Here is a 22,943-nt window from a genome sequence, read left to right on the forward strand (position 1 = left end):
ATACGTATACGCAAGTGCCGGTAGGCCACGCGGCGTTGCCGTTCTGCCACCTCCGTGGAAACGCGCAGTCTCGTGGAAATTCTGGATTTTTTACGGAAGAGGACAAGGTGGGACGCAAGCCGAGCAACAGGCCGACCAGCTTCGACATCGCCTATCGCGCCGGGGTCTCGCAGCCCACGGTCAGCCGCGCGCTCAGGGGGTCGAAGGCGGTCAGCGCCGCCACCCGCGAGCGGATCGAGGCCATCGCGCGCGAGCTGAACTACTCGGTCGACAAGAACGCCTCGTCGCTGCGCTCGCAGCGCGCCAACACCATCGCGCTGCTGTTCTTCGAGGAGCAGACGCCCGACGATTCGAAGATCAACCCCTTCTTCCTCGCCATGCTGGCATCGATCACCCGGCAATGCGCGAATCGCGCCCTGGACCTCCTCATCTCGTTCCAGAAGATGGAGGACGACTGGCACGTGCGCTATCAGGACAGCCACCGCGCCGACGGGCTGATCCTGCTGGGGTACGGCGACTACACGCTCTACGAAAGCCGCCTCGAACAGCTGGTCAGGCAAGGCACCCACTTCGTGCGCTGGGGTTCGGTGGACGATCGCACCATCGGCGCCACCGTGGGCTCGGACAATTTCGGCGCGGGCAAGCTGGCGGGCGAGCACCTGATCGGCCTCGGCCGCAAGCGCATCGCCTTCCTCGGCCAGGCGGACGAGCACTACCCCGAATTCGCCGACCGCTACCGGGGCCTGTGCAGCGCGCTGGCGGAGGCCGGCCTCGCCTGCGACCCCATGCTCCAGCGCGATGCGATCAGCCACGAGGAACTCGGCCAGCGCGCCATGCAGGACATCCTGGACAGCGGCGCCGGGTTCGACGCGGTGTTTGCCGCCAGCGACCTCATCGCCATCGGCGCGATGCGGGCGCTGGCCGCGGCCGGACGCGCGATCCCGGACGACGTCGCGGTGATGGGCTTCGACGACCTGCCTGCCGCCAGCATGACCCATCCGCCGCTGACGACGGTGATGCAGGACCTCAAGGGCGCGGGCGAACGGCTGGTCGAGACGCTGGTCGCGCAGATCGAGGACACCCCCCTGCCCGCCCCCACCCTGCCGTCACGCCTGATCGCGCGGGCCAGTACCCTGAAGTCAGCGTAACGTGGGGAAACGAGGGGGATGGGAGGTCATGTTCGGGTGGAAAGCGGACGCTGCCCTAACCACCCCGCTCATGCTGAGCGTGTCGAAGCATGGGGGCTGAGCGCCCCGCTTCGGGGCCTTCGACAAGCTCAGGCGGAGCGGGTTTGGTCCGTTTCGGGTGGCTATGTGCCGGTCGGACTGACGGTTAGCGCTCGGGCCTTGTCGATGTAGACCATCCTCATCCAACCTGGCCGGTTCCGCGTCAGTGGGCATGTGTGGAATGTGCCCCAGACACTTCGTTCAAAAGATGGCGACAGCCTTGAGATACTGTCCGGAAGAACGCCGCGCCCTTCTGCTGCCCCCTCGCGGTTGAGAACTCCAAGAATTCGCTTTGTACCGCGAGGCCAAATCCTGATGCTGGGCGTCCCGTTTGCGACAAACAGGCGGCCTGTCACCCACTTGCAGTTTGACGGAAGCCGAGCGTCGGCTGCGATAGGCACGGGGGTTGCCAGCAACGAAAAGGCTGGCAGCAGGGTGAGATATCGAAGCATACGGTATCGTAACTCAGGCCCCCTATGACTGCTATGGGGCGTGATCGGATCTGTCTGCGGCTCCTGACCGGCATCCCCCCGCCCCCGGCCCGCACCGCCAAAGCATTCGTATGCATCTTGCCCAGGCGCACCGCCCATGCGAGGCCCGGCGTTACACAAACGCCGGGCCTCGATGCCTTGCGGAACCAGGGAAAAGGACGTGATGGATCAGGCGGTTTCGGGCGCGATCAGGGCGGAAAAGCCGCGGCAAGGCTGGGCCGGCCTGTGGAACATCAGTTTCGGCTTCTTCGGCATCCAGATCGGTTTCGCGCTCCAGAACGCGAACATGAGCCGCGTGTTCCAGTCGCTCGGCTCCGCGATCGACGATCTCCCCGCGCTGTGGATCGCCGCTCCGCTGACCGGCCTGCTGGTGCAGCCGGTGATCGGCCATTTGTCCGACAGAACCTGGCTCGGGCGGCTCGGCCGCCGCCGCCCCTATTTCCTCGGCGGCGCGCTGCTGGCGGCGCTGGCCTTGCTGGTCATGCCGGAAAGCTCCGGCCTCCTCATGGCAGCGCTGCTGCTGTGGATGCTGGATGCCAGCCTCAACGTCTCGATGGAGCCGTTCCGCGCCTTCGTCGGCGACATGCTGAGGAAAGACCAGCACACCGCCGGATACGCCGTGCAGACCGCCTTCATCGGCGTGGGCGCGGTCGCAGGCTCGCTGTTTCCCTATGTCCTCGACCATCTCGGCGTCAGCAACATCGCCGCCCCCGGCGGCATTCCCGATACCGTGCGCTTCAGCTTCTGGGCGGGCGGTGCGGCGCTGTTTGCCGCCGTGCTGTGGACGGTGCTGAGCACCCGCGAATATGCCCCGCACGAACTCGCCGCCTTCGAGGGCGAGGAGCCCTTCCACGCCCCCAGCGCCGAGGCGCTGGCCACGCGCAGCCCGCTTGGCGGCCTCGTCTGGATCGCCGCCGGCGCAGCGGTGGCGCTGGGCGTCTGGACGTGGAATCTGGAAAAGGAAGTCTACCTGCTCGGCGGATTGCTGGCGGGCTACGGCCTTGCGGTGATCGCCGCCGTCCTGCTGGCCCGCGCGGGCCGCAGCGCCTCGATGCTGGCCGGGATCGTCGGCGATTTTGCCGGCATGCCGCCGATCATGAAGCGCCTCGCCTTCGTGCAGTTCTTCAGCTGGTCCGCGCTTTTCATCATGTGGATCAACACGACCCCGGTGGTCGCGCAGTACCACTTCGGCTCGGCCGATCCCGCCAGCGCCGCCTATCAGCAGGCGGGCAACTGGGTGGGCGTGCTTTTCTCCGTCTATAACGGCGTGGCAGCCATCGCCGCCCTGGCCCTGTTGCCCTGGCTGGCCCGCCGCCTCGGCAAGGCGCGCACCCATGCCCTGTGCCTGACGTTCGGCACCCTCGGCTTCGCCCTGTTCCTGGTGCTGCGCGACCCCCACCTGCTGGTGCTGGCCGAGATCGGCATCGGCATTGCCTGGGCCTCTATTCTCGCCATGCCCTACGCCATCCTCGCAAGCAGCCTGCCGCAGGCGAAACTCGGCATTTACATGGGCCTTTTCAATGTCTTCGTGGTGCTTCCGCAGCTGCTGGTGGCCACCGTCATGGGCTCGATCATGAAGGCTTTCTTCCCACACGAGCCGATCTGGACGATGGCCTTTGCCGCCGCGACGCTGCTCGTCGCCGCCGTCGCCGCGCTGCGAATCAAGGCCCCGGCAGACTGATAGCGCTACCTTAAAAACGGCGCCTTTCCCGATACCCTCGACAATCCGCCATTTACCGCGATTCCCGGCGTTCCCCACGGCTGCGCGTTGACTTTCATGTCCGACAAATATAATTGTCCGATAAATAAGACATCTGCTTATTGGGAGGGATACGTGGACCTGAAGCTTCGCACCGCATTCCGTGCGTCCAGCGCGCTCGCCATCGCACTTGGCGTGCAGGCGCTTTCGCAGCCGGCATTCGCACAATCGACCGACACCGCCGCAGCCGACCAGAGCGCCGCCGAAAACGACGCCATCGTCGTCACCGGCCTGCGCGCCTCGCTGCGGGACGCGCTCAACGCCAAGCGCGCGCAGACCGTCGTCACCGAACAGATCAGCGCGAAGGACATCGGCGCCCTGCCCGACGTCACCATCGCCGATTCGCTCGCCCGCCTGCCGGGCGTCACCGCCACGCGTGACCGCGGCAACGCCAGCCAGGCCGCCGTGCGCGGCCTCGGCCCCCGCCTCGTGCTCGGCCTCATCAACGGCCGCGAAGTCGCCTCGTCCGAGCCCGACCGCAACGTCCGCTGGGAAATCTACCCCTCCGAAATCGTCTCGGGCGTCACCGTCTACAAGTCGCAGGCCGCCAACGTGATCTCGGGCGGCGTCGCGGCGACCATCGACATCCGCACCGTGCGCCCGCTCGACTATCAGGGCCCCGCCCTCACCGTGCGCGCCGGCGCGCTCTACAACGACGGCGGCAAGGACATTCCGGGCTATTCCGGCTGGGGTTCGCGCGGCAGCGCCCAGTACATCGGCCACCTGACCGACAATCTCGCGGTCGTCGTCGGCGGCACCTTCCAGCGCCAGAAGAACGGCTACAACTCGTTCCAGGGCTGGGGCTACAACACCTACGACGTCAACGGCGCCTCGGCCCCCACGCTGAACGGCGAGCCGGTCAACGCCCCCTGGGGTGCGCAGACCGAGATCAAGGCGCTCAAGGAAACCCGCTGGTCCACCACCGGCGCGATCCAGTGGAAGCCGACCACCGACTGGGACATCAACCTCGACGTTCTCTACTCCAAGGTGAAGATCGACGAGAACCAGGCGCAGCAGTGGTACGGCCGCTCGAACGGCTGGGGCGACTGGGGCGGCACCATCGGCGCGCCGGGCGACATCTACCAGAACGGCAGCTACACGCTTTCGGGCAACACGATCACCGGCGCGACGCTGAACAACTACTCGTCGGTCACCAACGCGATCGCCAAGTACACCGAGGACAAGAACCTCTTCGTCACCGGCCTCAACGCCAAGTACGACGATGGCGACTGGACCGTGAAGTTCGACGCCTCGTACTCGCGCGCCCGCCGCGACAATTCGTGGGGCGCGCTCTACGTCGACATGTGGCCCGAAAGCACGACGTTCGCCACCGGCCGGAACCAGGTGCCCAGCGTCTCGGTCAGCGCGAACACCGCCGACCTTTCGAACCAGGTCGTCTCGGGCGGCCAGTATGACGGCCCGCAGCGCCTCAAGGACGATCTCGGCGCCGGCCAGGTCGACATCTACCGCCACATCGATGGCGGCTTCTTCACCGGCTTCGGCGCGGGCCTGCGCTACTCGAACCGCGTGAAGAGCTACGATGCCTACAGCGCCTCGGTCTCGGGCAGCGGCACGATCGATTCCTCGTACCTCACCGCCTTCGACGTCCACGGCTTCGACGTGCCCACGCTCGTCTGGGGCAACTACAAGACGCTGGCCGCCGAATACCTGACCATCGGCACCCCCACGCAGGACAAGTCGAAGTACTGGCGCGTCAAGGAAGACAACTTCGAAGGCTACCTGATGTCGGACTTCGCGGGGTCCTTCTTCACGGGTAACCTCGGCGTGCGCTTCGTCAACGTGGCCACCCACTCGAACGCCTTCTCGGGCCGCACCTACTGGGACGGCACGCAGAACGTGACCGAGTATTCGCCGGTCAACGACAACAGCAAGTACTTCCGCGCGCTGCCCAGCCTCAACCTCAACTTCGACCTGACCGACACGCTCAAGCTGCGCGCCGGTGCCGCCCGCGTGATCTCGCGTCCGCCGCTCGACGAACTGCGCGCCAGCCTCGCGCTCAGCAACTACCCGCCGACCAACACCGCCTCGGGCGGCAACCCGTACCTGAAGCCGCTGATGGCGACGCAGGGCGACCTCAGCCTCGAGTGGTACTTCCACAAGGACGCGATGATCGCCGTCGCCGCCTACTACAAGGACGTGTCGAGCAACGTCGGCTATACCCAGACCCAGCAGGTCATCGGCGGCGACACCTACACCGTCACCTCGCCGGGCAACGGCAAGGGCGGCCATGTCGCCGGTGTCGAAGGCACGATCCAGACGCCGTTCTACTTCCTCGGCATCGACAACTTCGGCCTCTACGCCAATGCCAGCTACGTGGATTCGAACATGAAGGAGCTGGCGCCCGCCAGCAATCCGTTCCCGGCGGTGGGTCTCACCAAGTTCACCGGCGAATTCGACCTGTGGTATTCGGGCCACGGCATCGACGCCCGCGTCGCGCTCAAGCACCACAGCCCGTTCACCGTGATCTACGGCTGGGATGCCTCGCAGCTGACCCGCCTCGAATCCGAGACGACGCTGGGGGCCAGCGTGTCCTACGCGATCAACAAGAGCATCTCGGTCCGCTTCCAGGCGAACAACCTGACCAACCAGGTCGCCCGCTTCTACTGGAACAACGACCCCGACCAGATCGCCCGTTACGAGAAGTATGGCCGCAGCTATCTGGCGGACATCACCTTCAAGTACTGATCTTCCGGATCGGGCCGCGCCTCCATCGCGGCCCTATAACCGGCCCGCCCATACGGGCCGAAACCTCGAAAAGGGGCGCCAACTCCTCCCGGCGCCCCTTTTTTCGTGCCTGCCGCCTAGGCAAAAGTGCCGCCGGTTTGTGCGAAAGTGTAACCATGTGGCGCAAAATCATCACCTTGCGGCGCGCAGCCCAAGCGTAGTCCGCGCGTCGTCCGCGCTCCTGGCGCACAAGACGCCGCATGGCCCTGAAAACCCGATGAAACGGCGATTTCAGGCGATTGCGACAGGGCGGACAAGCGCGAGCGCAGCGCCCCCGCCAGCCCGGCCGCTGCCCCAAAATCGCCACGAACCGACCCGCGCCATGACGAAGCTGTCACATTTGTGAACGCCGACATTACGGCCCATTAATTTTGAGTACACCCTTGAACGAGCATAGCAAATTCACCCCAAGGGGTTGCTCGACAAACATATCACCCCCCGAAATGTCCGAGCAACATGGTAGAAACGAACCAAGCAAAGCACCGCAGGTCGAGTAATACTCGATTTACTGGTCGATGAATGCCGCCCTTTGGATCTATATTTATAATGGAATTATGAGGAATCTTATGAAGTACATCGTTCTTTCGGCTGCCGCCGCTCTCGCTGCTTCGGCTTCGGTCCCCGCCTTTGCGCAGGACGGCGAGCCTTTCACGGGCCCGCGCGCCGGAATCACCATGGGTTTCGACAAGATCCAGGGCGATGAAGGCTTCTCGTACGGCGTCAACGCCGGCTACGACATCGGCGTTGCCCCCCGCATCACCATCGGCCCCGAAGTGACCCTCGGCGACGCCACCACCGACAGCGCCACCACCGACGTCAGCCGCGACCTCACCGCCTCGGTGCGCGCCGGCTACGTGGTCACCCCGAAGGTCCTCGCCTTCGCCAAGGTCGGCTACACCAACACCCGCTTCGAGCCGGTTGCCGGCGGCAACTACTCGCTGGAAGGCGTGCGCTACGGCGGCGGTCTTGAATACGCGGTGACCCCGAAGACCTACATCTCGGCCGAATACCAGCGCACCGAATACGAATCGAACTTCGGCGGCCGTGACGCCGGCGTGGTCGGCATCGGCTACCGCTTCTAAACACTTCCGACCCGCCACCGAGACGGGAAGGCAACAGGAACGGGAAGGGTTGTCCTGCGGGACCACCCTTCCCGTTTTCGTTCGTGCGGCGAGCGACCCTCCGGAAATTCGCGAGAGGCGCATTTCGCAGCCCCCCCGTCCGCTCCCACGCCCCGAATGGACAAGACCCCGAACACATCATAGGTCTCTGCTTGCAAGCATCTGTGCATGCGGGGGAATATTGATGACTTTGATGGTGTTTCTGGCCGCTGCGGCGGTCGCCGCGCCCAATGCGGCCCCCGCGCCTGCGGCCGGCGGAACCTTGCAGGAACGCTTCAATGCGGCGAGCGAACTGGCTGCCGCCGACAAGTGCATCGAGGCGGTCCCCCGGTTCGAAGCGCTCGAAAAATCCCCGCACGTCAAGCCCGGCTCGTTTGCCGCCGCCTCGATCGCGGTGCGCAAGGGCACCTGCCTCGTGCGCCTTGCCCGCTACAGCGAAGGTGAAAGCGCCATCGACACCGGCCTCGCCGCACTCGTGGCCGCCGGCCCCAAATTCGCCAGCGACGTCTCGGATGCCCGCCTCGCGCTGGGCGACGTGCACATGGCCCGCTCCGACCGTGCCGGGGCGGCCGGGTACTTCCGCCAGGCGCTGGAGAGCCGGACCGGCGAGACCCGCCTCGTCCCGCTGGCCCGCCTGTCCCGCGCCCTTGCCTTCGACGGGGGCGAGGCCGCACTGGCTCCCAGCCGCGAGGCCCTGCAGATCCTCGGCTCCGGGTCACAGACAAACAAGCTGGTGCTTGCCGGCTATCACACGCTCTACGCCCGCACGCTGCTCAACCAGGGCCGCAATGAAGAGGCCTACACGGAACTCCGGCAAGCGCTGTCGCTGAGCGGTGGGCTGACCTTCCGCTCTTCGGTCGAGCAAATCTCGCTGCGCAGCGATCTGGCGATGGCGGCGATGCTGACGAAGCACCCGAGCGACGCCCGCCGCTACCTGGCCTATACCGGCGCCGGTCGCACCCGCGGCGCGCCGCTCATGCCCGCCGAATCGATGGAATCGCCGCTGTGCGGGACGGAAACCGGCCTGCGTCCTGACGATGTCGCAATCGTGGAGTTCGGCATCAGGGATGACGGCACGATCTCCCATGCCGAAACCGTCTACTCGCGCGGAGGCCCAGAGGTGGCAGCCGCTTTCGAGCAGGCCGTTCGCGAGTGGTACTGGAAGCCCGAGGATGCGGCCAAGCTCCCACCGTTCTATCGCGCCGCCGTGCGCATGGAGCTGCGTTGCAGCAACCGGCTGGGCGATGCCCCCGACGTCTGGGCCCCCCTCACCACGCGGTTTCGCGAATGGGCGCAAAGCGCGCTTCCCGCCACAGCAACGGCGGGCGACGACCGCAAGAGCGTGCTGAATACCATGCGTCCGCTGGCCGCCGATACCAGCGGAGCGACTTCCCCGGCCGCCCGCGCCGCCGCGCTTGGCCTGATCCTGTCCTACGACCCGTTCGCGCCGGATGCCTCCGCGCAGACGGCGCTCGATCTCGCAACCGGGGCGCAGGCACCGCCAGCTGCCATCAACTGGCTGCGCGTGGAGCAGCTCAGACGCTCCATCAAGCATGGCAGCTACGAGACCGGTAACCAGGCCGGCAAGCCGCGCCCCCAGACCTTTACGCAGCTCGCCGGCGATCCCGCTTTGGCCACCGATCCGCTGGCAGTCGATACACTGTTGCTGGCAGCGGCACAGGAGCGCTTCTATCGCCGCCAGCCCCAGTCGAACACCTGGCTGCTGAGCGTCGCGCAGGATGCGCGCCTGCCCGAACATCACCCGCTGCGTCAGTTGAGCTGGCTGGAACTGGCCAACCGCGCCGCCGCCAATCACGACTTGCCCCAGGCACAGGACTATTATGGCAAGACCGGGCTGACCGCGGAGCAATGCGCGCTCATCAGCTTGCCGCCGGCGATGCGCAGATCCAATGCGACCGGCTCCTCCTATCCGCTCTCGGCCCTGTTTCTGGGTTTCGAGGGCTGGGTGAACATCGAGCACGACATCAAGGCCGACGGCACGCCCGCCAACGTACGCGCGCTGGCGGCCTACCCTCCGCTGATCTTCATCGAGGCGGCAACGGCGTTGGCCGGGAATGTGCAGTACGACCCCACCTACCGCCCCGAGCAAAGCACCGCCTGCAGTGCGCACTCCGTTGTGATCGGCTTCGGGCTCAGATGAGCGGCCACAAGAGCGTTTTTCGAACGCGGTGAAACACGCAGTGACGCGGAAAACAAAGAATCTGGAGAGCCCGATCTGATTCAATCAGATCGCAAAACGCTCTAGGCCGTAAACTCATAAACGGCACCATCGAGGCGTCCAAATGGCGAACAGCTCGGGCCGAAGCGGCCGCCGGGCGGGCTGGTTGCCCGTCCAAGGCCGCATCGGTTCGAGATGGAAGCCATTTGGACGCCCCGTCGGGGTTTGACCAAAATGGTCCATCGCTGCGTCAGGAAGCCTAGAAATATCGACATATTCCGTCGCCTTCCTTCCTCACGCTGAACCATTTTGCCTCAAACCTCGATGGTGCCGTTTATGAGTTTACGGCCTAGGCGAGGCGCACAGACAGACATACTGGCAAGGCCGGCGCTTCCCTTTCGGAACCACCGGCCTTGCTGCATTCAGGGCATCGCTACCGTCAGGTCACTGTGCCGCCTTGACGCAATGCCAACCTGCATTGAGCGTGACTCATTGCAGGTCGGCTAAGCCCGCGCGGCGCCTGAGCGTTGCAAGCTGCTGATGCGTCAGCATCACTGCGCCTTGGTGTAGGTCTTCGCCAGGAAGTCCATCGCCGGCAGCACTTCGTGGCGCTTGAGGTCGAACCACGCCGCGTTTTCCCAGTTCGAGCCGGTGCCCCAGCGCGTCTTGCACTGGGTCGAGACCCAGTCCGGCGCCCAGTAGACGACACCGTTGCCGCCCGCATTCACCACCGTCTGCGTCAGGTCCTCGAGATACTTGAGCTGGCCCTTGGGCGTCGCCGGATAGCCCGGGATCAGCGAATCCGTGCCCAGCAGGTTGGTCGAGGCATCGGCGCTTTCCTCGGTGAAGGGATAGGCCGTCTCCACCACCATGACATCGGCGCCGTAACGCTGGTGCGCCGCCGAGATCACCTTGGCGAGCCCGGAGAGATTGTAGGTCGACCACTTCGAATAATAGCTGATGCCGATGATGTCGTAATCGAGCACGCCCGCCGCCGTGGCATCGTCGAACCAGGGCAGCACGTTCTCGGGCTGGGCGATGTGGAGCATGACCTTGATCGGCTTGCCGGTGACCTTCGATGTCTCGCGCACGGCGGCAACGCCCGCGTTCAGCAAGCTGGCATTGCGCTTCCAGTCGATCGCCTTGGCCTTGACCCCGCCCATGACCTCCGGGTTGGTCTCGTTGCCCACCTGCACCAGTTCGGGCAGTTCGCCCGCCGCGTTCAGCTTCGCCAGCACATCGCGGGTATAGTCATGCACGGCCGTAATCTGCTGCGCGGTGGTCATGCCCGCCCAGGCCTTGGGGACGATCTGCTTGTCGCCGTCGGCCCAGTCGTCCGAATAGTGGAAGTCGAGCAGCACCTCGAGGCCCGCCGCATGGGCGCGGCGCACGGTCTTCAGCACGTCCTCGTAGTTCGAGTAATGCGTCCACTCCGGGTCGTTCCAGATGCGCACGCGCATCAGGTTGCCGCCCTTCTGCTTCAGCAGCACGAAGGGATCGACCGGCTTGCCCTTCTGGCGGAAGACCGCGCCGCAGTCCTCCATCTCGTTGGCGAACGACAGGTCGGCGCCGAGGTAGAGCTTTTCAGCAGCATGGGCCTGGGCAGCCGACAACAGGGTGGCAGCCGCAAGCGCGGCGCGGATGGCTTTCATGGAATGCATGTCCTTCAGGAATAGAAGCTGAGGTCGACGGCGGCGCTGGCCAGCCCCGCACCCGAGACGGTGACGCGCACCGCCCCGCCTGCCCCGGAACTTTGGCCAGTGCCCTGCACGATGGCCTGCGCCAGCCCGTTGAACGCCTTGCGCGCGGCGCCCTTGTCCGGCTCGGTCGACGTGGGATTGCCGTTGCCGAGGCCGATGATCTTGCCCGGGCCGGAGACCGTGAAATTGAGCGCGCTGTCGGCGGTAGGCACCAGGTTGCCCGCCTTGTCCAGCACTTCCACACGCAGCATCGCCGCATCGGCAATCGCGGCGGAGTAGCGCTTGCGGTCGGCCGTGACGCGCAGCTTCGCCGGAGCGCCTGCCGTCACCCGCGTGTCCTGCGCGGCGAGCCTGCCGCCGTTGTAGCCGCGCGCCTCCAGCTTGCCGGGTGCGTAAGGCACCTGCCATTCGAGGTGGCCGTTGCGCGGCATGGCCTTGCGGCCAAGGCTCTTGCCGTTCAGCAGGAGTTCGATCTCCTCGCAGTTGCCGTGCGCCCAGACCGGGATCGGCTGGCCTTCGCGGCCCGCCCAGTTCCAGTGCGGCAGCAGGTGCACCAGCGGCTGGTCCGGCCGCCACCAGGCGCGGTAGTAATAGTAGTTGTCCTTGGCGAAGCCGCAGCTGTCCATCGCGCCGAAGTAGCTCGCAACGCTGGGGAACGCCGGATAGGGCGTGGGTTCGCCGCGATAGTCGAAGCCGGTCCAGATGAAGCCGCCCGCGATATAGGGCGCGTTCGCCACGATGGTCCACCACTCCTCGGCGGTGGAGGCCCACCAGGGGTGCTCGGTGTCGTAGGCCTTGACGATGTGGCGCGCCGCGTCGTTCTCGTAGGCGCCGCGGGTGGAGACGGTGCTGCCCGTCTCGGTGCCGATCACCGGCTTGTTCGGGTGGCGCTGGTGCCAGGCCGGGATCTTGTCGGTGCGGTAGTTGAAGCCGACGACGTCCACGGCCTCTGCCGCGCCGCCGTCCCAACCGGTGTCCATCGCCTGCGTGGTGAGGCGCGTGGGATCGAGCGCCTTGCAGCGCGCCACCAGTTCGGCCGAAATCCGGCGGCCACGCTCGCTGCCCTGATGGCCTTCCTCGTTGCCGACCGACCACAGGATCACCGAGGGGTGGTTGCGCGAGGAGAGGATCATCCGCTCCAGCTCGTCCATCGCTTCGGGATTGGTGGTGTTGAGCCGCGTCTCCGCGATCATCATCATGCCCTTGCGGTCGCAGATGTCGAGCAGCGCCTGCGCCGCCGGATTGTGCGCGCTGCGCCAGGAATTGACGCCCATCTCGATCGAGCGATCGACCCGCCATGCGTGCAGCGCATCGGGGATCGCGGTGCCGACCCCGGCGTGGTCCTGATGGTTGCACACGCCCATCAGCTTCACGTTCTGGCCGTTGATCGTGAAGCCCTTCACCGCATCGAAGGTGACGGTGCGAATGCCGAAGGGCGTCTCGGTGCGGTCCACCACCGCGCCGTCACGCAGCACTTCGGTGATGAGCGTGTAGAGCACCGGGCTCGCGGGCGACCACAGCTGCGGCGCGGCGATATGGGTGTCCTGCGCGGTCTCGGTGCGGCCGAGCGGCGCCAGTTCCACCTGTCGGTCCGCCGCGCGCGCCACCTCGCGGCCCGCATCGTCGCGGACCGACTGGCGCAGCGTCACCGCCAGCGCGCCCTCGGAGTGGTTGGCGAGCGTCGTCGCCAGCGAGACCCTGGCGCCTGCCGCGTCAATCTCGCTGCGCACGCAGGTGCCCCACTGCGGCACGTGAGCGGCATCGGCGCTGACAAGGTGGACATTGCGGTAGATGCCCGCGCCTTCGTAGAACCACCCCTCGCCCAGCGAAGCGTCGACGCGCAGCGCCAGCTGGTTCGGCCCGCCCTCGTAGTCGAGGAAATCGGCGATATCGACCTTGAACGGCGCATAGCCGCTCTCGCTGCCGCCCGCCTCGAAGCCGTTGACGAAGACCTTGCAGGCGCGGAACACCCCGTCGAACTCCAGCCAGATCGCGCGGCCCTTGTCGCCCCCTCCAACCGGCAGGCGCAGGCGGTACCAGCCCACGCTGTTTTCCGGGAAGGCGCGGCCGATCGCCTTGAAGCCATGCGCGGCGACGGCATCGGCCTTGTCTTCCGGCGCGGGCGCGGCGGGCGGCGCGAACGGCAGGTCCACCGCCCAGTCGTGCGGCACCGAGACGTGCGACCAGGCGCTCTCGTCGAAATCGGCCACGGCTGCCGGAGAGGTGACAAGACCGGGCTTAGCATACGTGCGCTGGTTGATGCCCCAGTCGAAATCCTTGGTCATGTCCGCCGCATGACCCATGTGGAAACGCCAGCCCCGGTCGAGCAGCCAGGTACGGCGCGGGCTGGCGGAAGCCGGGGCAGTAGCCTCCTCCGCGCGCGCTGCGGCGACCTGCGGCAGCGTCGTTGCGGCGAGGCCGGCCACGCCCAGCGCCATGGCCTTGCGGCGGTCGGTCGTCAGAATGCGGGGCCGAACGATTTGGGGGGAGTCGGTCATGTCTTTCAGGGGCTCTCTTAGGTGTCGCTGAGGCAGCTGTTCTCGGCACAGTCGGGAGCCCGCCCAGTCACGCGCGCGACCGGGCCCATGCAGTTCAGGCTCCCCACTCTTCGCTTATTTGTATGATATATATGTTCAGGACGGTCAACCGCTCTGCCCGCCCATCAGGCCGCGCTTTCGTTGTGCTGGATGGCGTCGAGCGCATCGACGATGATCTTTTCCATCCGCGCGCGGGCCAGATGCGGGTCGCGGGCAAGGATCGCGCGCATCACCCCCTCGTGCGCATCGAGATCGGCGCTGCGCCCGACGATGCGGTTGGTATAGTGGATCGAGGTCTTGAGCGCGGTGGACACGACGTCGCGGAACTGCCCGAAGAACGGATTGCCCGAAGCCTTGAGGATGGCGACATGGAAGGCGACGTCGGCCTCCAGCACATCGTCCTGCCCGGCCTCGGCGGCCTGCATGCGCGCGAACCCCGCTTCGATCAGCGCCCGCCCCTCCTCGCCGGCCGCCTGCGCCGCCAGCGCCGCTGCGGCAGGCTCGATGGCGACGCGCAGCTGGCTGAACTGCCTGAGCAGGTCGATCGAGAAACGCCGCTCCAGCATCCAGCGCAGCACGTCGGTATCGAACAGGTTCCACTGGCTGACCGGCAGGATCGAGGTGCCCTGCCGGGGCCGCGCGGTAACGAGGCCCTTGGCGGTCAGCATCTTCACCGCCTCGCGCGTGACCGAGCGGCTCACCCCGTGCTGCTGCGACAGTTCCATTTCGGTGGGAAACGAACGCCCCGTCCAGGTGCCGCCGACGATCTGCGAGCCCAGACGGTCGAGCAGCCCATAAGTCAGATTGCGCCCCAGCGCGTCGCGGTTTTCCTGCGGGTCTACGGGCATGACAGTCGCGGCATCCTCGCTATTCTATCTCTTTAATCATATAAAAGGGCATTACTGGACATTGGCAAGCGGAAACGGGGCAGGATTACGCGCAAGCAGACTTGCCAGCCGCGCCGGACGCCGCCAAGCAGCGGCGATGCGTATTGCCCTGTTCGAACCCGAAATCGCCGGAAACGTCGGCGCCGTCCTGCGCCTCGGCGCCTGCCTCGGAGCGGCCGTGGACCTGATCGAGCCGCTGGGCTTCGAATGGGACGACAGACGCGTGCGCCGCACCGCGATGGATTACATCGACCACGTCTCGATCACCCGCCACGCCAGCTTCGACGCCTTCCGCGCCACCGTCGGCACCGGCAGGCTGGTGCTGTTCACCACCAAGACCACCCGGTCGGCCTACGCGTTCGAATATAGAGCCGACGACATCCTGCTGTTCGGCAAGGAAAGCGCGGGCGTGCCGCAGTCGGTCTCCGACATCTGCGACGAGCGGGTGCGCATCCCGCTGCGCGCCGAAGTGCGCTCCCTGAACCTCGCCACCGCCGCCGCCCTCGCATTGGGCGAGGCCCTGCGCCAGACGGGAAGCCTGCCGGGCTGAGCCTGTTTGCATCGCCGGGATCGCTCTCGATCAGGCGGAAAGATTCATAGGAAAAAAGCAGATTCCGGGGATGATCCCCCGGACCCGCGAAACGTCTACCTTGCGCCCCTCTACACGTTGCGCGCCCATTGTGAGGCGGAACGGAAAGGCCTTCGGCCGCTTAGCGATCAACGGAACGGCTGCATTCGAGTTGGCCATTCGAGATGTTAAAGGGCAGCGAGGCCGGGGATTGCGGCCATTGCTCCACCCACTCCGCTCATGCTGAGCTTGTCGAAGCATGGAGCCACAGCGCCCAGCCTCGGGGCCTTCGACAGGCTCAGGCTGAGCGGGATGGAGATGTCTGATTTGGGTGGTAAGCAGGCGCTGGAGAACTAACCGAAGAGTTGGACAAAATTGTCGATTTCTTCATCAGAAGCCTGCCATGCCTCGCCTCTAGCTTCCGCCATCGCTATCAAACCGAGAAGAGCGACAGGGCCGTTGGCTGCGAACGAGTTTTCCGCACGTTCCGCAAACATTAGGCTGCCTTCGGACCGCACCGAATAGCCCCTCGACAAGATCGTCAGATAGGCTGGGGTCATCGTATTCGTAGCGTCAACGAGGCGCATGTAGGTTCGCTCCGGTAGAATATGAACAACGTAGCAGCAGCAATCATAAAAGTCCGCAATGGGGCGATTCCAGAAAGTCCGCTTCGCTCAAAGAATCTGCAAAAGCGGACATGGATAGATCCCGTGCCCCCAAGGCCGGCCTATTTCCCGCTCCCAAAACCGAAAATGGACCCGGCACGCCCCTCCCCTTGCGGAGCGCACCGGGTCCAACCTGACGGGCGATCGCCCCGCCGCCATCCGGTCCATGCCCCCATGAACCGGCGCGGCAGGGGCGATGCCGGCGATCAGGCCATCAGCACCTTGTCGAGAGCGAGGCGGAACTTCTGCATTTCTTCCGCCGAGCCCACCGTCACGCGCGACATCGTCGGATAGGCGCTCCACGAACGACCGATCTGCACGCCTTGCGCCAGCAGCGCCTCCATCATCGCCTTGGGCGCCTTGCCGCCCCAGTCGACCATGAACATGTTCGCATGGCTGCCCGGCAGCACCTTGAGACCGCGCTTCTCGACATGGGCGATGCTTGCCTCGCGCGCGGCGATCATCTGGTCACGGCGGGCCTTGATCTGGTCGGCCAGCGTCAGCGAGGCGGTGCCGCAGGCCACCGCCGTCATCGGCAGCATCGAGGTGACCTGCCCACCGTCGTAGCGCATCATCTTCTCGTGCAGCGCCGGCGAGCCGAGCGTCAGGCCGAGCCGCATGCCCGCCATGCCGAACAGCTTGGAGAAGGTGCGCATCACCAGCACGTCGTCGCGCGAGGCGGCGAGCTTCGCGGCGTTTTCGGTGCCGGCGAAGTGGATATAGGCCTCGTCCACCAGCAGGACCGCGTCCTTGGGCTTGTTCTCGGCCAGCCAGACGATGTCGGCGATCGGCGTCAGCGTACCGGTCGGGTTGTTGGGCGAGCAGATATAGTAAAGCCCGGCGTTGGGATCGGCGGCCAGCATGGCCTTGACGTCGTGCCGGTAATCCGAGGTGAGCGGCACCTTGGTGACCTTGGCGCCGATCCAGGCGCCGGTGCGCCAGATCGATTCGTAGGTCGGGTCCGCGGTGACGATCCCGCGCGAGGGCGAGGCGAACGTGATCGCGGTGCGGCTGAGCGGGTCGCTCGATCCCGGCCAGGCGACCACGCGATCCTCGGGAATGCCCTCGACCTGGGCAACGGCGGCAAAGAGCTTGGCGTGATCGTCGTTGGGCTCGTAGCGATTGCCTTGCGAGACGATCGCCATGGCCGCCTGCGCGCCGGCCGGAAACGGCCCGGTCCAGCATTCGTTGGCGCCGATGCGCACGGCGCCGACCGCGGCCTTGGCGGCCTGCTGCGCGCTCGCCGGCATGACCTGCATCGCCGCCATGCCGCCGCCCAGCAGCGCCGCGATCTTGCCCAGGTTGCGGCGCGAATAGCCGCGCGCCAGCAGGTCCTGCGTTACCTCTTCACCGCCGATACGCTCGGCCAGCATGTCTTGCTCAAGCTGCATCTTTCAAACTCCTTCTCGAATCAGGTGGCAGTCGGATTGGGTCAGATTTTCAGGGCGTTGTGGAACATGACCATGGAGATCACGATCAGGTAGACGCCGAAGATCCGCTTCAGCATGCGCGGCTCCAGCCAGTGCGCGGCGGCCACGCCGAGCGGCGCGGTGAGGACCGACATCGAGGCGATGGCGAGCGTCGCGGGCACGTTGACGAAACCGAGCGAACCCCAGGGCAGGCCCTTGTCGTGCAGGCCGATGATGGCAAAGCCGATGGCGCTGGGAATGGCGATCAGCGTGCCGACGCCCGAGGCCGTGCCCACCGCCTTGTGGATCGAGCGGCCGCACAGCGTCATCACCATGATCGCGATGGTGCCGCCGCCGATGCCCAGCAGCGAGGAAAAGGTGCCGAGCCCGCCGGCGATGCCGACACGCAGCATGCCGGAGGGCATCTGGTCGGTGATCACCTTGTCGCCCATGCGCGGAACCAGGAAATTGAGGCTCATCAGCAGCACGCCCGAGGCGAAGACCATGGTGAGTACCTTGCCGTCGACATGGCTGGCCAGCAGCACGCCGACGCCGTCGCCCAGCACCACCCAGGGCGCCCAGGACTTCAATATCTCGAAATCGACCGATCCGCGCTTGGCATGGCTCATGACCGAGCGGATCGAGGTGACGATGATCGTCGCCGCCGAAGTGCCGATGGCGACATGCGCGTACTGCGCATGGTCGCCGCCCAGCAGCGGCAGCATCAGCAACAGCGCGGGAACGACGATGAAGCCGCCGCCGATGCCGAAGACGCCGCCTGCGAAGCCGGCCACAAGGCCCGCTATCAGCAATCCCACTGCCGGCACCAGCCAGCCTACACTTTCCACCACGTACAACCCCTTGTTTGCTATTCCAGGGAAACCTGGGAGCGGGAGCGCTGCCGTACCGCCGGCAGCCTCCCGCTCCGGACTTCGGATCAGAACGTCAGGCTGAGCTTCGCGTAGTAGAAGCCGCCATTGATGCCGTAAGGCGAGTAGGTCGGGTATTTGCTCGAGGAGTAGCTGCGGCCGCTGACCCCGCGGGCGAGCTGCCACTTGCGGATGAGCTCGTAGGACCGCTCGGTCGGATACTTGTTGAACAGATTGTCCGCGCCGATCGAGATCCGGATCGGATCGGCGATCTGGTAGGACAGCTCGAGGTCGGTGAGGAACGAGGACTTGACCGGGACCTTGATGTTCTGGCCGGCCACCGGGCTGCCGCTCGGCGCGGTCTCGATCTGGTAGACCTCGGAGTAGTAGCGCTCGCGCAGGTTCGCGCTGAACTTGCCGAGCGTCCAGAAGGCATTGGCGGTGGCGCGGAACCTGGGCGTGCTGTGCTCGAGTTCGACGACGCTGAAGTCGTCGATCAGCGCGGTCAGTTCGGGACTGATGGTGCTCGAGTAGAGCGCCGAGGGCAGGCCGTTGATGCCCTGCACCTTGTTGGCGTTGTAGTTGCCGTTGAGTGTCCAGTCGACGATGCCGAGGCTGCCGAGATCGGTCTGGTAATTGACCACCAGGTCGACGCCGCGGGTGCGCATCTTCACGCCGTTGACGAAAGTCTGCACCGCGACCGAGCCGTCGATGTTCCGCGAGACGCCGTCGTCGAGATAGAGCACGTAGGAGGGGATCGCGGTGGCCTGGGTCCAGTCGGTCAGGGTGCCGCTGCCGCCCAGCGCCGCGTTGACTGCGCCCAGCACCGCCAGCTGGTTGTAGATGTTGTAGCTGTCGGCATCGTAGGGAAGGCAGCCCGACTGGGTCGAGCCGGCAGGACAGTAATTGCCGCTGAAGCCGTAGAAGGTGCTGGAGATCATGATGCGGTTGCGCACCGTGGTCTGGTAGGCATCGAGCGTGATCGTCAGCTTGGGCGCGGGGTTGAAGACGAGGCCGGCGCTGAAGCTGGTCGACTTCTCGGGCTTCAGCGCACCGAAGCCGAGCGCCTGCGCGGCGGCGGAACTGGGCGGCAGCACGCCGCCGATGTAGCCCGGGCCGACGTTGAGGCCCGAATAGCCGCCTTCGGCGAGCGTCGGCGCGCGGAAGCCGGTGCTCGCCGTGCCGCGCACCGCCACCGCATCGGTGAAGTCGTAGCGCGAGGTCAGCTTGAACACGGTGGTATCGCCGAAGTCGCTGTAGTGCTCGTGGCGGACCGCACCGTCGACGAGCCAGGCCTCGACCGGCTTCACCGAGAGGTCGAGGTACTGCGAGAAGTTGTTGCGCTTGTAGCTGCCGGCATCGTTCGGGCTGTAGCCGAAGAACGACTGCGCGCCGCCGCCGTAGTACGAGGCCGGATCGCCGGCGGTGATGCCGTACGTCTCATGCCGGTATTCGAGGCCCGCCGCAACGTTGAGCGGTTCGGCAAGGCCCACGTCGAACTGGTGCGTGAGGTCGAGCGTGTTGGTCCACTGGCTGGCCTTGAAGTCACCGTTGTGGAAGTGCGTGGGCGAGAAGCCGGTGTCGGCGTAAAGCTCGGCATTGCCCGAGTTCTCGACGTAGACGCGCACGATGTCCTTGCCGTAGGTCGAGGCGAAGTCGAAGGTGGTGTCGCCGATCAGGCCCTTGAAGCCGCCGGTGACGCTGTAGTCGGTCTCGTCGATATGCTCCTGCGGCGCGAAGCCACTGGGGTACATGCCGGGGATGACCGTGGGCGCGCGGGTGTTCTCGTAGGCGCGCGCATCCTTGTGGCCGTAGCTGCCGAAGCTGTAGATCTCGTAGTCGCCGAACTCGTAGCCGGCGTTGTAGCTGACCACCGTCTGGTCGATGCGCGGATCGCCGATGATGCGGTTGGTGTAGGGATAGCCGGGAAGGTCCTTGACGCCCGGATAGCCGTGCTCTGCATAGTAGATCGACTGCGGGTTGATGTCGCCGCGGAAGCTGTAGTCCTTGAACTTCTTCTGCGCGGCAATGTTGAGGTAGGCCCCGTCGAAGGGGGCCAGGCCGATGTCGCCCGAAATCGAATAGGTCTGGCCGCCCTGGTCCATGTACTGGCCGCCCATCACGTTGACGGTGCCGCCGTGATCGCTCTTCTTCTGGATGAAGTTGATGACGCCGGCGATGGCATCGGTGCCGTACTGGGCGGCGGCGCCGTCCTGCAGGACTTCGACGTGGTCGATCGATTCCGGCACGATGAAGCTGACGTCGGGCGCGGCGCTGCCGCCGAACGGCCCGCCCGCGACCGAGACGTTGGCGGTGCCGTGGCGGCGCTTGCCGTTGACGAGGATGAGCGTGTGGTTGGGCGACATGCCGCGCAGCTTCATCTGCAGGTTGTGCGCCTGGAGATCGCTGCCGAAGGATTGCACCTGGATCGAGGGAAGGTTCTGCGCAAGGCTCTGGACCAGATCCGGCTGGCCGGTGCGGCCCAGCGCCTCGCTGCTCATGATCTGGATCGGCGCCGGGCTGTCCGCAGCCTTCATGCCGATCGTGCGCGTGCCGGTGACGATGATCGCGCCGGTGGCGGTATCTGCCGCTTCGGTCGCCTCTCCTTCGACCGGCTCGTCCGCCAGTGCCGGGGCGGACCCCATGATGAGCGCTGCTGCCAGCGCCGATGCCGATACGGATACCCTGTACTTCATCTAGGCCCCCTTGCCTGGTTCATGTCCACGGTTACGGCCTCTCCCTGTGTCTCGCGGTCACCCTGCCTGCGCCCGGCACGCGCACCCTCCCCCGCCGCCGAAATGCCCCCGACGGCCGGACAACGGCCCGAAGGCCGCCCGGAAAGCGCGTGCACGCAAACGGCGCCGGACCGGGCCCTTGCGAAAGGGCGGCCGAAGCGCGTCTGAAGCAGAACGCCGCGAATTGAGTTCATTCGGGAAACGCTGCAGGCCCCGTCGCCCCGGATGCCGCATCACGGCGACATCGCTGCAGGCACGCCGGACCGGCGGTCACCTCATGGCGAGGTCCTGATCTTGCAGGATGACGCGCCTCCTGCCGGCATCACGGCCGCAGCAGGTCGCCCGGAGCAAGGCTCCGCCTCATGGACACACTACGATGCGACCACGTTCCCTGAAATTTTTCTATGTATATTTGAAATGCACCAAAAACGATTTCATCAATGCGTAATCAACGCCGATATAGGCACGCGAATTCCCGAAGAACATTGACCAGCCCCCTCATAAAGTTGGTCCTGCGTGTTTCCTTCGGACATCGACCCCTGGAAATATTATTTTGTAATATTATTTCGTTTCTGTTGCTCGACCGTATTTGAAATTTTTCGCGTGTCAACGCGGTGCGAGGTCAATTTTGCCCACTCAAGATTATGTGCGCCCAGCGTCAAATTGATCGCAAACGAATGCACTTCGAAACGGCATATTCTGCCGCGCAGCTCGGCGCAAAAGGCCATCCCGCTGCCCACTTTTCACTGGAACGACCGTCTCATGAATGAGACATTCCCGCCTCTATCCGGACTCGACCGGAATTGCGTCCGGACTGCAATCGATAGCAGGATAACCGCGCCTGAATCGATACCTTGCAGCTCAAGCGAAGCGGCGGGTCATGATGGCGGAGAAGGACGACCGAGAATGGCCAGCGACAAGCTGAATCACAGCGATCAGGTCATGCACACCGTGCATCAGGGCAATGCCGCAGCGGTGTCCGCCGTGGCCGCATCCTGGTGCCGCTCCGCGCTGCATCACGGTCTCGACCCCGCCGCCTCGCGCAAGGGTGAGCGAATCGGCGGCACCTCGCTCACCGTCCTGCGCGAAAGCAGCGGTGAACTGATCGCTGCGGCCACTCCCGCGCTCGACCAGCTGTTCGGCAGCGTCGGCCGCACGGGATGCTGCGTCATCCTCTCCAACATCGACGGCGTGGTGATCGAGGCACGTACCGGCGCCAGCGACGTGGCCCTGTTCGATTCGATCGGCCTGGCCCCCGGCGGCCAGTGGGGCGAGGCGGCCGAGGGCACCAACGGCATCGGCACCTGCCTTGTCGAGCAGCGCCCGGTGACGATCCTGCGCGGCGAGCATTTCGCCAGCCGCAACATCGGCGTCAGCTGCATGGACGCCCCGGTCTTCGATCCCGAGGGACGACTGGTCGCCGCGCTCGACGTCTCGAGCGCGCGCGCCGACCACGGCGAGGCGATGGCGACGATGATCGCCGCGCTGGTCCAGGACGCCGCCCGCCAGATCGAGCGCGACTACTTCTGCATGCGTTATGCCGATGCCCGCATCGTCTACAGCCCCGACCGCCAGGGCAGCGTGCCGCGCGGACGCGGGATCTCGCTGCTGGCGGTCGACCGCGACGACCTGGTGATCGGCGCCACCCGCGCCGCGCGCCTCAGCCTGCGGCTCGGCACCAACCCGTTCGATCGCCCGCGCCCGCTGGCCGACGTGATGGGCGATTCGTCCAGCAGTTTCGACGACAGCGAGCGCGCGATCCTGCGCCAGGCGCTGGCGCGTTCGGGCGGCAACGTCACCCGCGCCGCCCGCGACCTCGGCATCGGCCGCGCCACCATGTACCGCCGCATGGAACGCGTGGGCATCTCGCCGGGACAATAACCGGCGCAGCGGCGGGCAGCGAAAGCGGCGCCCCCGACCAATCCCCCCCCCAATCCTCCGGCCAATCCGCCCCCCCCCTACCTGCAAGCACAGGCCGCCCATCCTGCTTGTGCGACCGCCATGCCCGGCCGCCGCGAAATGGCGGCTTTGCGGGCCCCGGCGCCTGTTCCG

General features: G+C 65.9%; 14 protein-coding genes. 7 read left to right on the top strand and 7 right to left on the bottom strand.

Annotated elements, in window-relative coordinates:
* The first annotated feature begins 107 nt into the window (after positions 1-107).
* From OKA11_RS13085 to OKA11_RS13105, 5 genes are all read left to right on the top strand, one after another.
* Positions 108-1,148 carry a LacI family DNA-binding transcriptional regulator gene (locus tag OKA11_RS13085; protein WP_267220928.1) on the top strand — a complete coding sequence of 347 codons (1,041 nt, stop codon included), beginning with the start codon at positions 108-110 and terminating at the stop codon, positions 1,146-1,148.
* Positions 1,149-1,880: 732 nt separating this feature from the next.
* The gene (locus tag OKA11_RS13090) at positions 1,881-3,398 is read left to right on the top strand and encodes an MFS transporter (protein ID WP_267220988.1); all 1,518 of its coding nucleotides are present in this window, start codon (positions 1,881-1,883) and stop codon (positions 3,396-3,398) included.
* 153 nt (positions 3,399-3,551) lie between these two features.
* On the top strand, positions 3,552-6,182 hold the full coding sequence (locus tag OKA11_RS13095) for a TonB-dependent receptor (protein ID WP_267220930.1): 2,631 nt from the start codon (positions 3,552-3,554) through the stop codon (positions 6,180-6,182).
* Positions 6,183-6,787: 605 nt separating this feature from the next.
* Positions 6,788-7,303: a porin family protein gene (locus tag OKA11_RS13100; RefSeq protein WP_267220932.1), complete on the top strand. Its 516-nt coding sequence runs from the start codon at positions 6,788-6,790 to the stop codon at positions 7,301-7,303.
* A gap of 223 nt (positions 7,304-7,526) precedes the next feature.
* Positions 7,527-9,503, top strand: a complete 1,977-nt coding sequence (locus OKA11_RS13105; protein WP_267220934.1) for a hypothetical protein — start codon at positions 7,527-7,529, stop codon at positions 9,501-9,503.
* A 569-nt stretch (positions 9,504-10,072) separates the two neighbouring features.
* Here OKA11_RS13105 and OKA11_RS13110 read toward each other — a convergent pair.
* The 3 genes from OKA11_RS13110 to OKA11_RS13120 all read right to left on the bottom strand — a co-directional run bounded on the left by OKA11_RS13110 (position 10,073) and on the right by OKA11_RS13120 (position 14,606).
* On the bottom strand, positions 10,073-11,173 hold the full coding sequence (locus OKA11_RS13110; protein ID WP_267220936.1) for a glycoside hydrolase family 53 protein: 1,101 nt from the start codon (positions 11,171-11,173) through the stop codon (positions 10,073-10,075).
* Between the two features lie 14 nt (positions 11,174-11,187).
* Entirely contained in the window at positions 11,188-13,719 is a 2,532-nt protein-coding gene (gene galA / locus OKA11_RS13115; protein WP_267220938.1) for a beta-galactosidase GalA, read from the bottom strand.
* 164 nt (positions 13,720-13,883) lie between these two features.
* Positions 13,884-14,606 (bottom strand): FadR/GntR family transcriptional regulator, encoded by a 723-nt coding sequence (locus OKA11_RS13120; RefSeq protein WP_267220940.1) that lies wholly within the window; start codon positions 14,604-14,606, stop codon positions 13,884-13,886.
* A 136-nt stretch (positions 14,607-14,742) separates the two neighbouring features.
* Here OKA11_RS13120 and OKA11_RS13125 point away from each other — a divergent pair, with 136 nt between their 5' ends.
* Entirely contained in the window at positions 14,743-15,195 is a 453-nt protein-coding gene (locus OKA11_RS13125) for a tRNA (cytidine(34)-2'-O)-methyltransferase (RefSeq protein ID WP_267220942.1), read from the top strand.
* Positions 15,196-15,566: 371 nt separating this feature from the next.
* On the opposite strand, the gene OKA11_RS13130 is transcribed toward OKA11_RS13125, so the two are convergent.
* The 4 genes from OKA11_RS13130 to OKA11_RS13145 all read right to left on the bottom strand — a co-directional run bounded on the left by OKA11_RS13130 (position 15,567) and on the right by OKA11_RS13145 (position 20,852).
* The gene (locus OKA11_RS13130; protein ID WP_267220945.1) at positions 15,567-15,800 is read right to left on the bottom strand and encodes a hypothetical protein; all 234 of its coding nucleotides are present in this window, start codon (positions 15,798-15,800) and stop codon (positions 15,567-15,569) included.
* 284 nt (positions 15,801-16,084) lie between these two features.
* On the bottom strand, positions 16,085-17,269 hold the full coding sequence (locus tag OKA11_RS13135; protein WP_267220947.1) for a pyridoxal phosphate-dependent aminotransferase: 1,185 nt from the start codon (positions 17,267-17,269) through the stop codon (positions 16,085-16,087).
* A 41-nt stretch (positions 17,270-17,310) separates the two neighbouring features.
* Positions 17,311-18,138, bottom strand: a complete 828-nt coding sequence (locus tag OKA11_RS13140) for a sulfite exporter TauE/SafE family protein (protein ID WP_379489442.1) — start codon at positions 18,136-18,138, stop codon at positions 17,311-17,313.
* Positions 18,139-18,224: 86 nt separating this feature from the next.
* Positions 18,225-20,852, bottom strand: a complete 2,628-nt coding sequence (locus OKA11_RS13145) for a TonB-dependent receptor plug domain-containing protein (protein ID WP_267220951.1) — start codon at positions 20,850-20,852, stop codon at positions 18,225-18,227.
* 945 nt (positions 20,853-21,797) lie between these two features.
* Between OKA11_RS13145 and OKA11_RS13150 the strand changes: the two genes are divergently transcribed.
* Positions 21,798-22,772 carry a helix-turn-helix domain-containing protein gene (locus OKA11_RS13150; RefSeq protein ID WP_267220953.1) on the top strand — a complete coding sequence of 325 codons (975 nt, stop codon included), beginning with the start codon at positions 21,798-21,800 and terminating at the stop codon, positions 22,770-22,772.
* Positions 22,773-22,943 lie beyond the last annotated feature (171 nt).

This window comes from Novosphingobium clariflavum (genome assembly GCF_026420865.1).
GTDB classification, from domain to species: domain Bacteria; phylum Pseudomonadota; class Alphaproteobacteria; order Sphingomonadales; family Sphingomonadaceae; genus Novosphingobium; species Novosphingobium clariflavum.

Coding starts and splice junctions, on each gene's coding strand:
- OKA11_RS13135 (WP_267220947.1), bottom strand. CDS start 17,269: ATGCAGCTTGAGCAAGACATGCTGGCCGAGCGTATCGGCGGTGAAGAG.
- OKA11_RS13090 (WP_267220988.1), top strand. CDS start 1,881: ATGGATCAGGCGGTTTCGGGCGCGATCAGGGCGGAAAAGCCGCGGCAA.
- OKA11_RS13125 (WP_267220942.1), top strand. CDS start 14,743: ATGCGTATTGCCCTGTTCGAACCCGAAATCGCCGGAAACGTCGGCGCC.
- OKA11_RS13150 (WP_267220953.1), top strand. CDS start 21,798: ATGGCCAGCGACAAGCTGAATCACAGCGATCAGGTCATGCACACCGTG.
- OKA11_RS13130 (WP_267220945.1), bottom strand. CDS start 15,800: ATGCGCCTCGTTGACGCTACGAATACGATGACCCCAGCCTATCTGACG.
- OKA11_RS13145 (WP_267220951.1), bottom strand. CDS start 20,852: ATGAAGTACAGGGTATCCGTATCGGCATCGGCGCTGGCAGCAGCGCTC.
- OKA11_RS13100 (WP_267220932.1), top strand. CDS start 6,788: ATGAAGTACATCGTTCTTTCGGCTGCCGCCGCTCTCGCTGCTTCGGCT.
- OKA11_RS13110 (WP_267220936.1), bottom strand. CDS start 11,173: ATGAAAGCCATCCGCGCCGCGCTTGCGGCTGCCACCCTGTTGTCGGCT.
- OKA11_RS13120 (WP_267220940.1), bottom strand. CDS start 14,606: ATGCCCGTAGACCCGCAGGAAAACCGCGACGCGCTGGGGCGCAATCTG.
- OKA11_RS13105 (WP_267220934.1), top strand. CDS start 7,527: ATGACTTTGATGGTGTTTCTGGCCGCTGCGGCGGTCGCCGCGCCCAAT.
- galA (WP_267220938.1), bottom strand. CDS start 13,719: ATGACCGACTCCCCCCAAATCGTTCGGCCCCGCATTCTGACGACCGAC.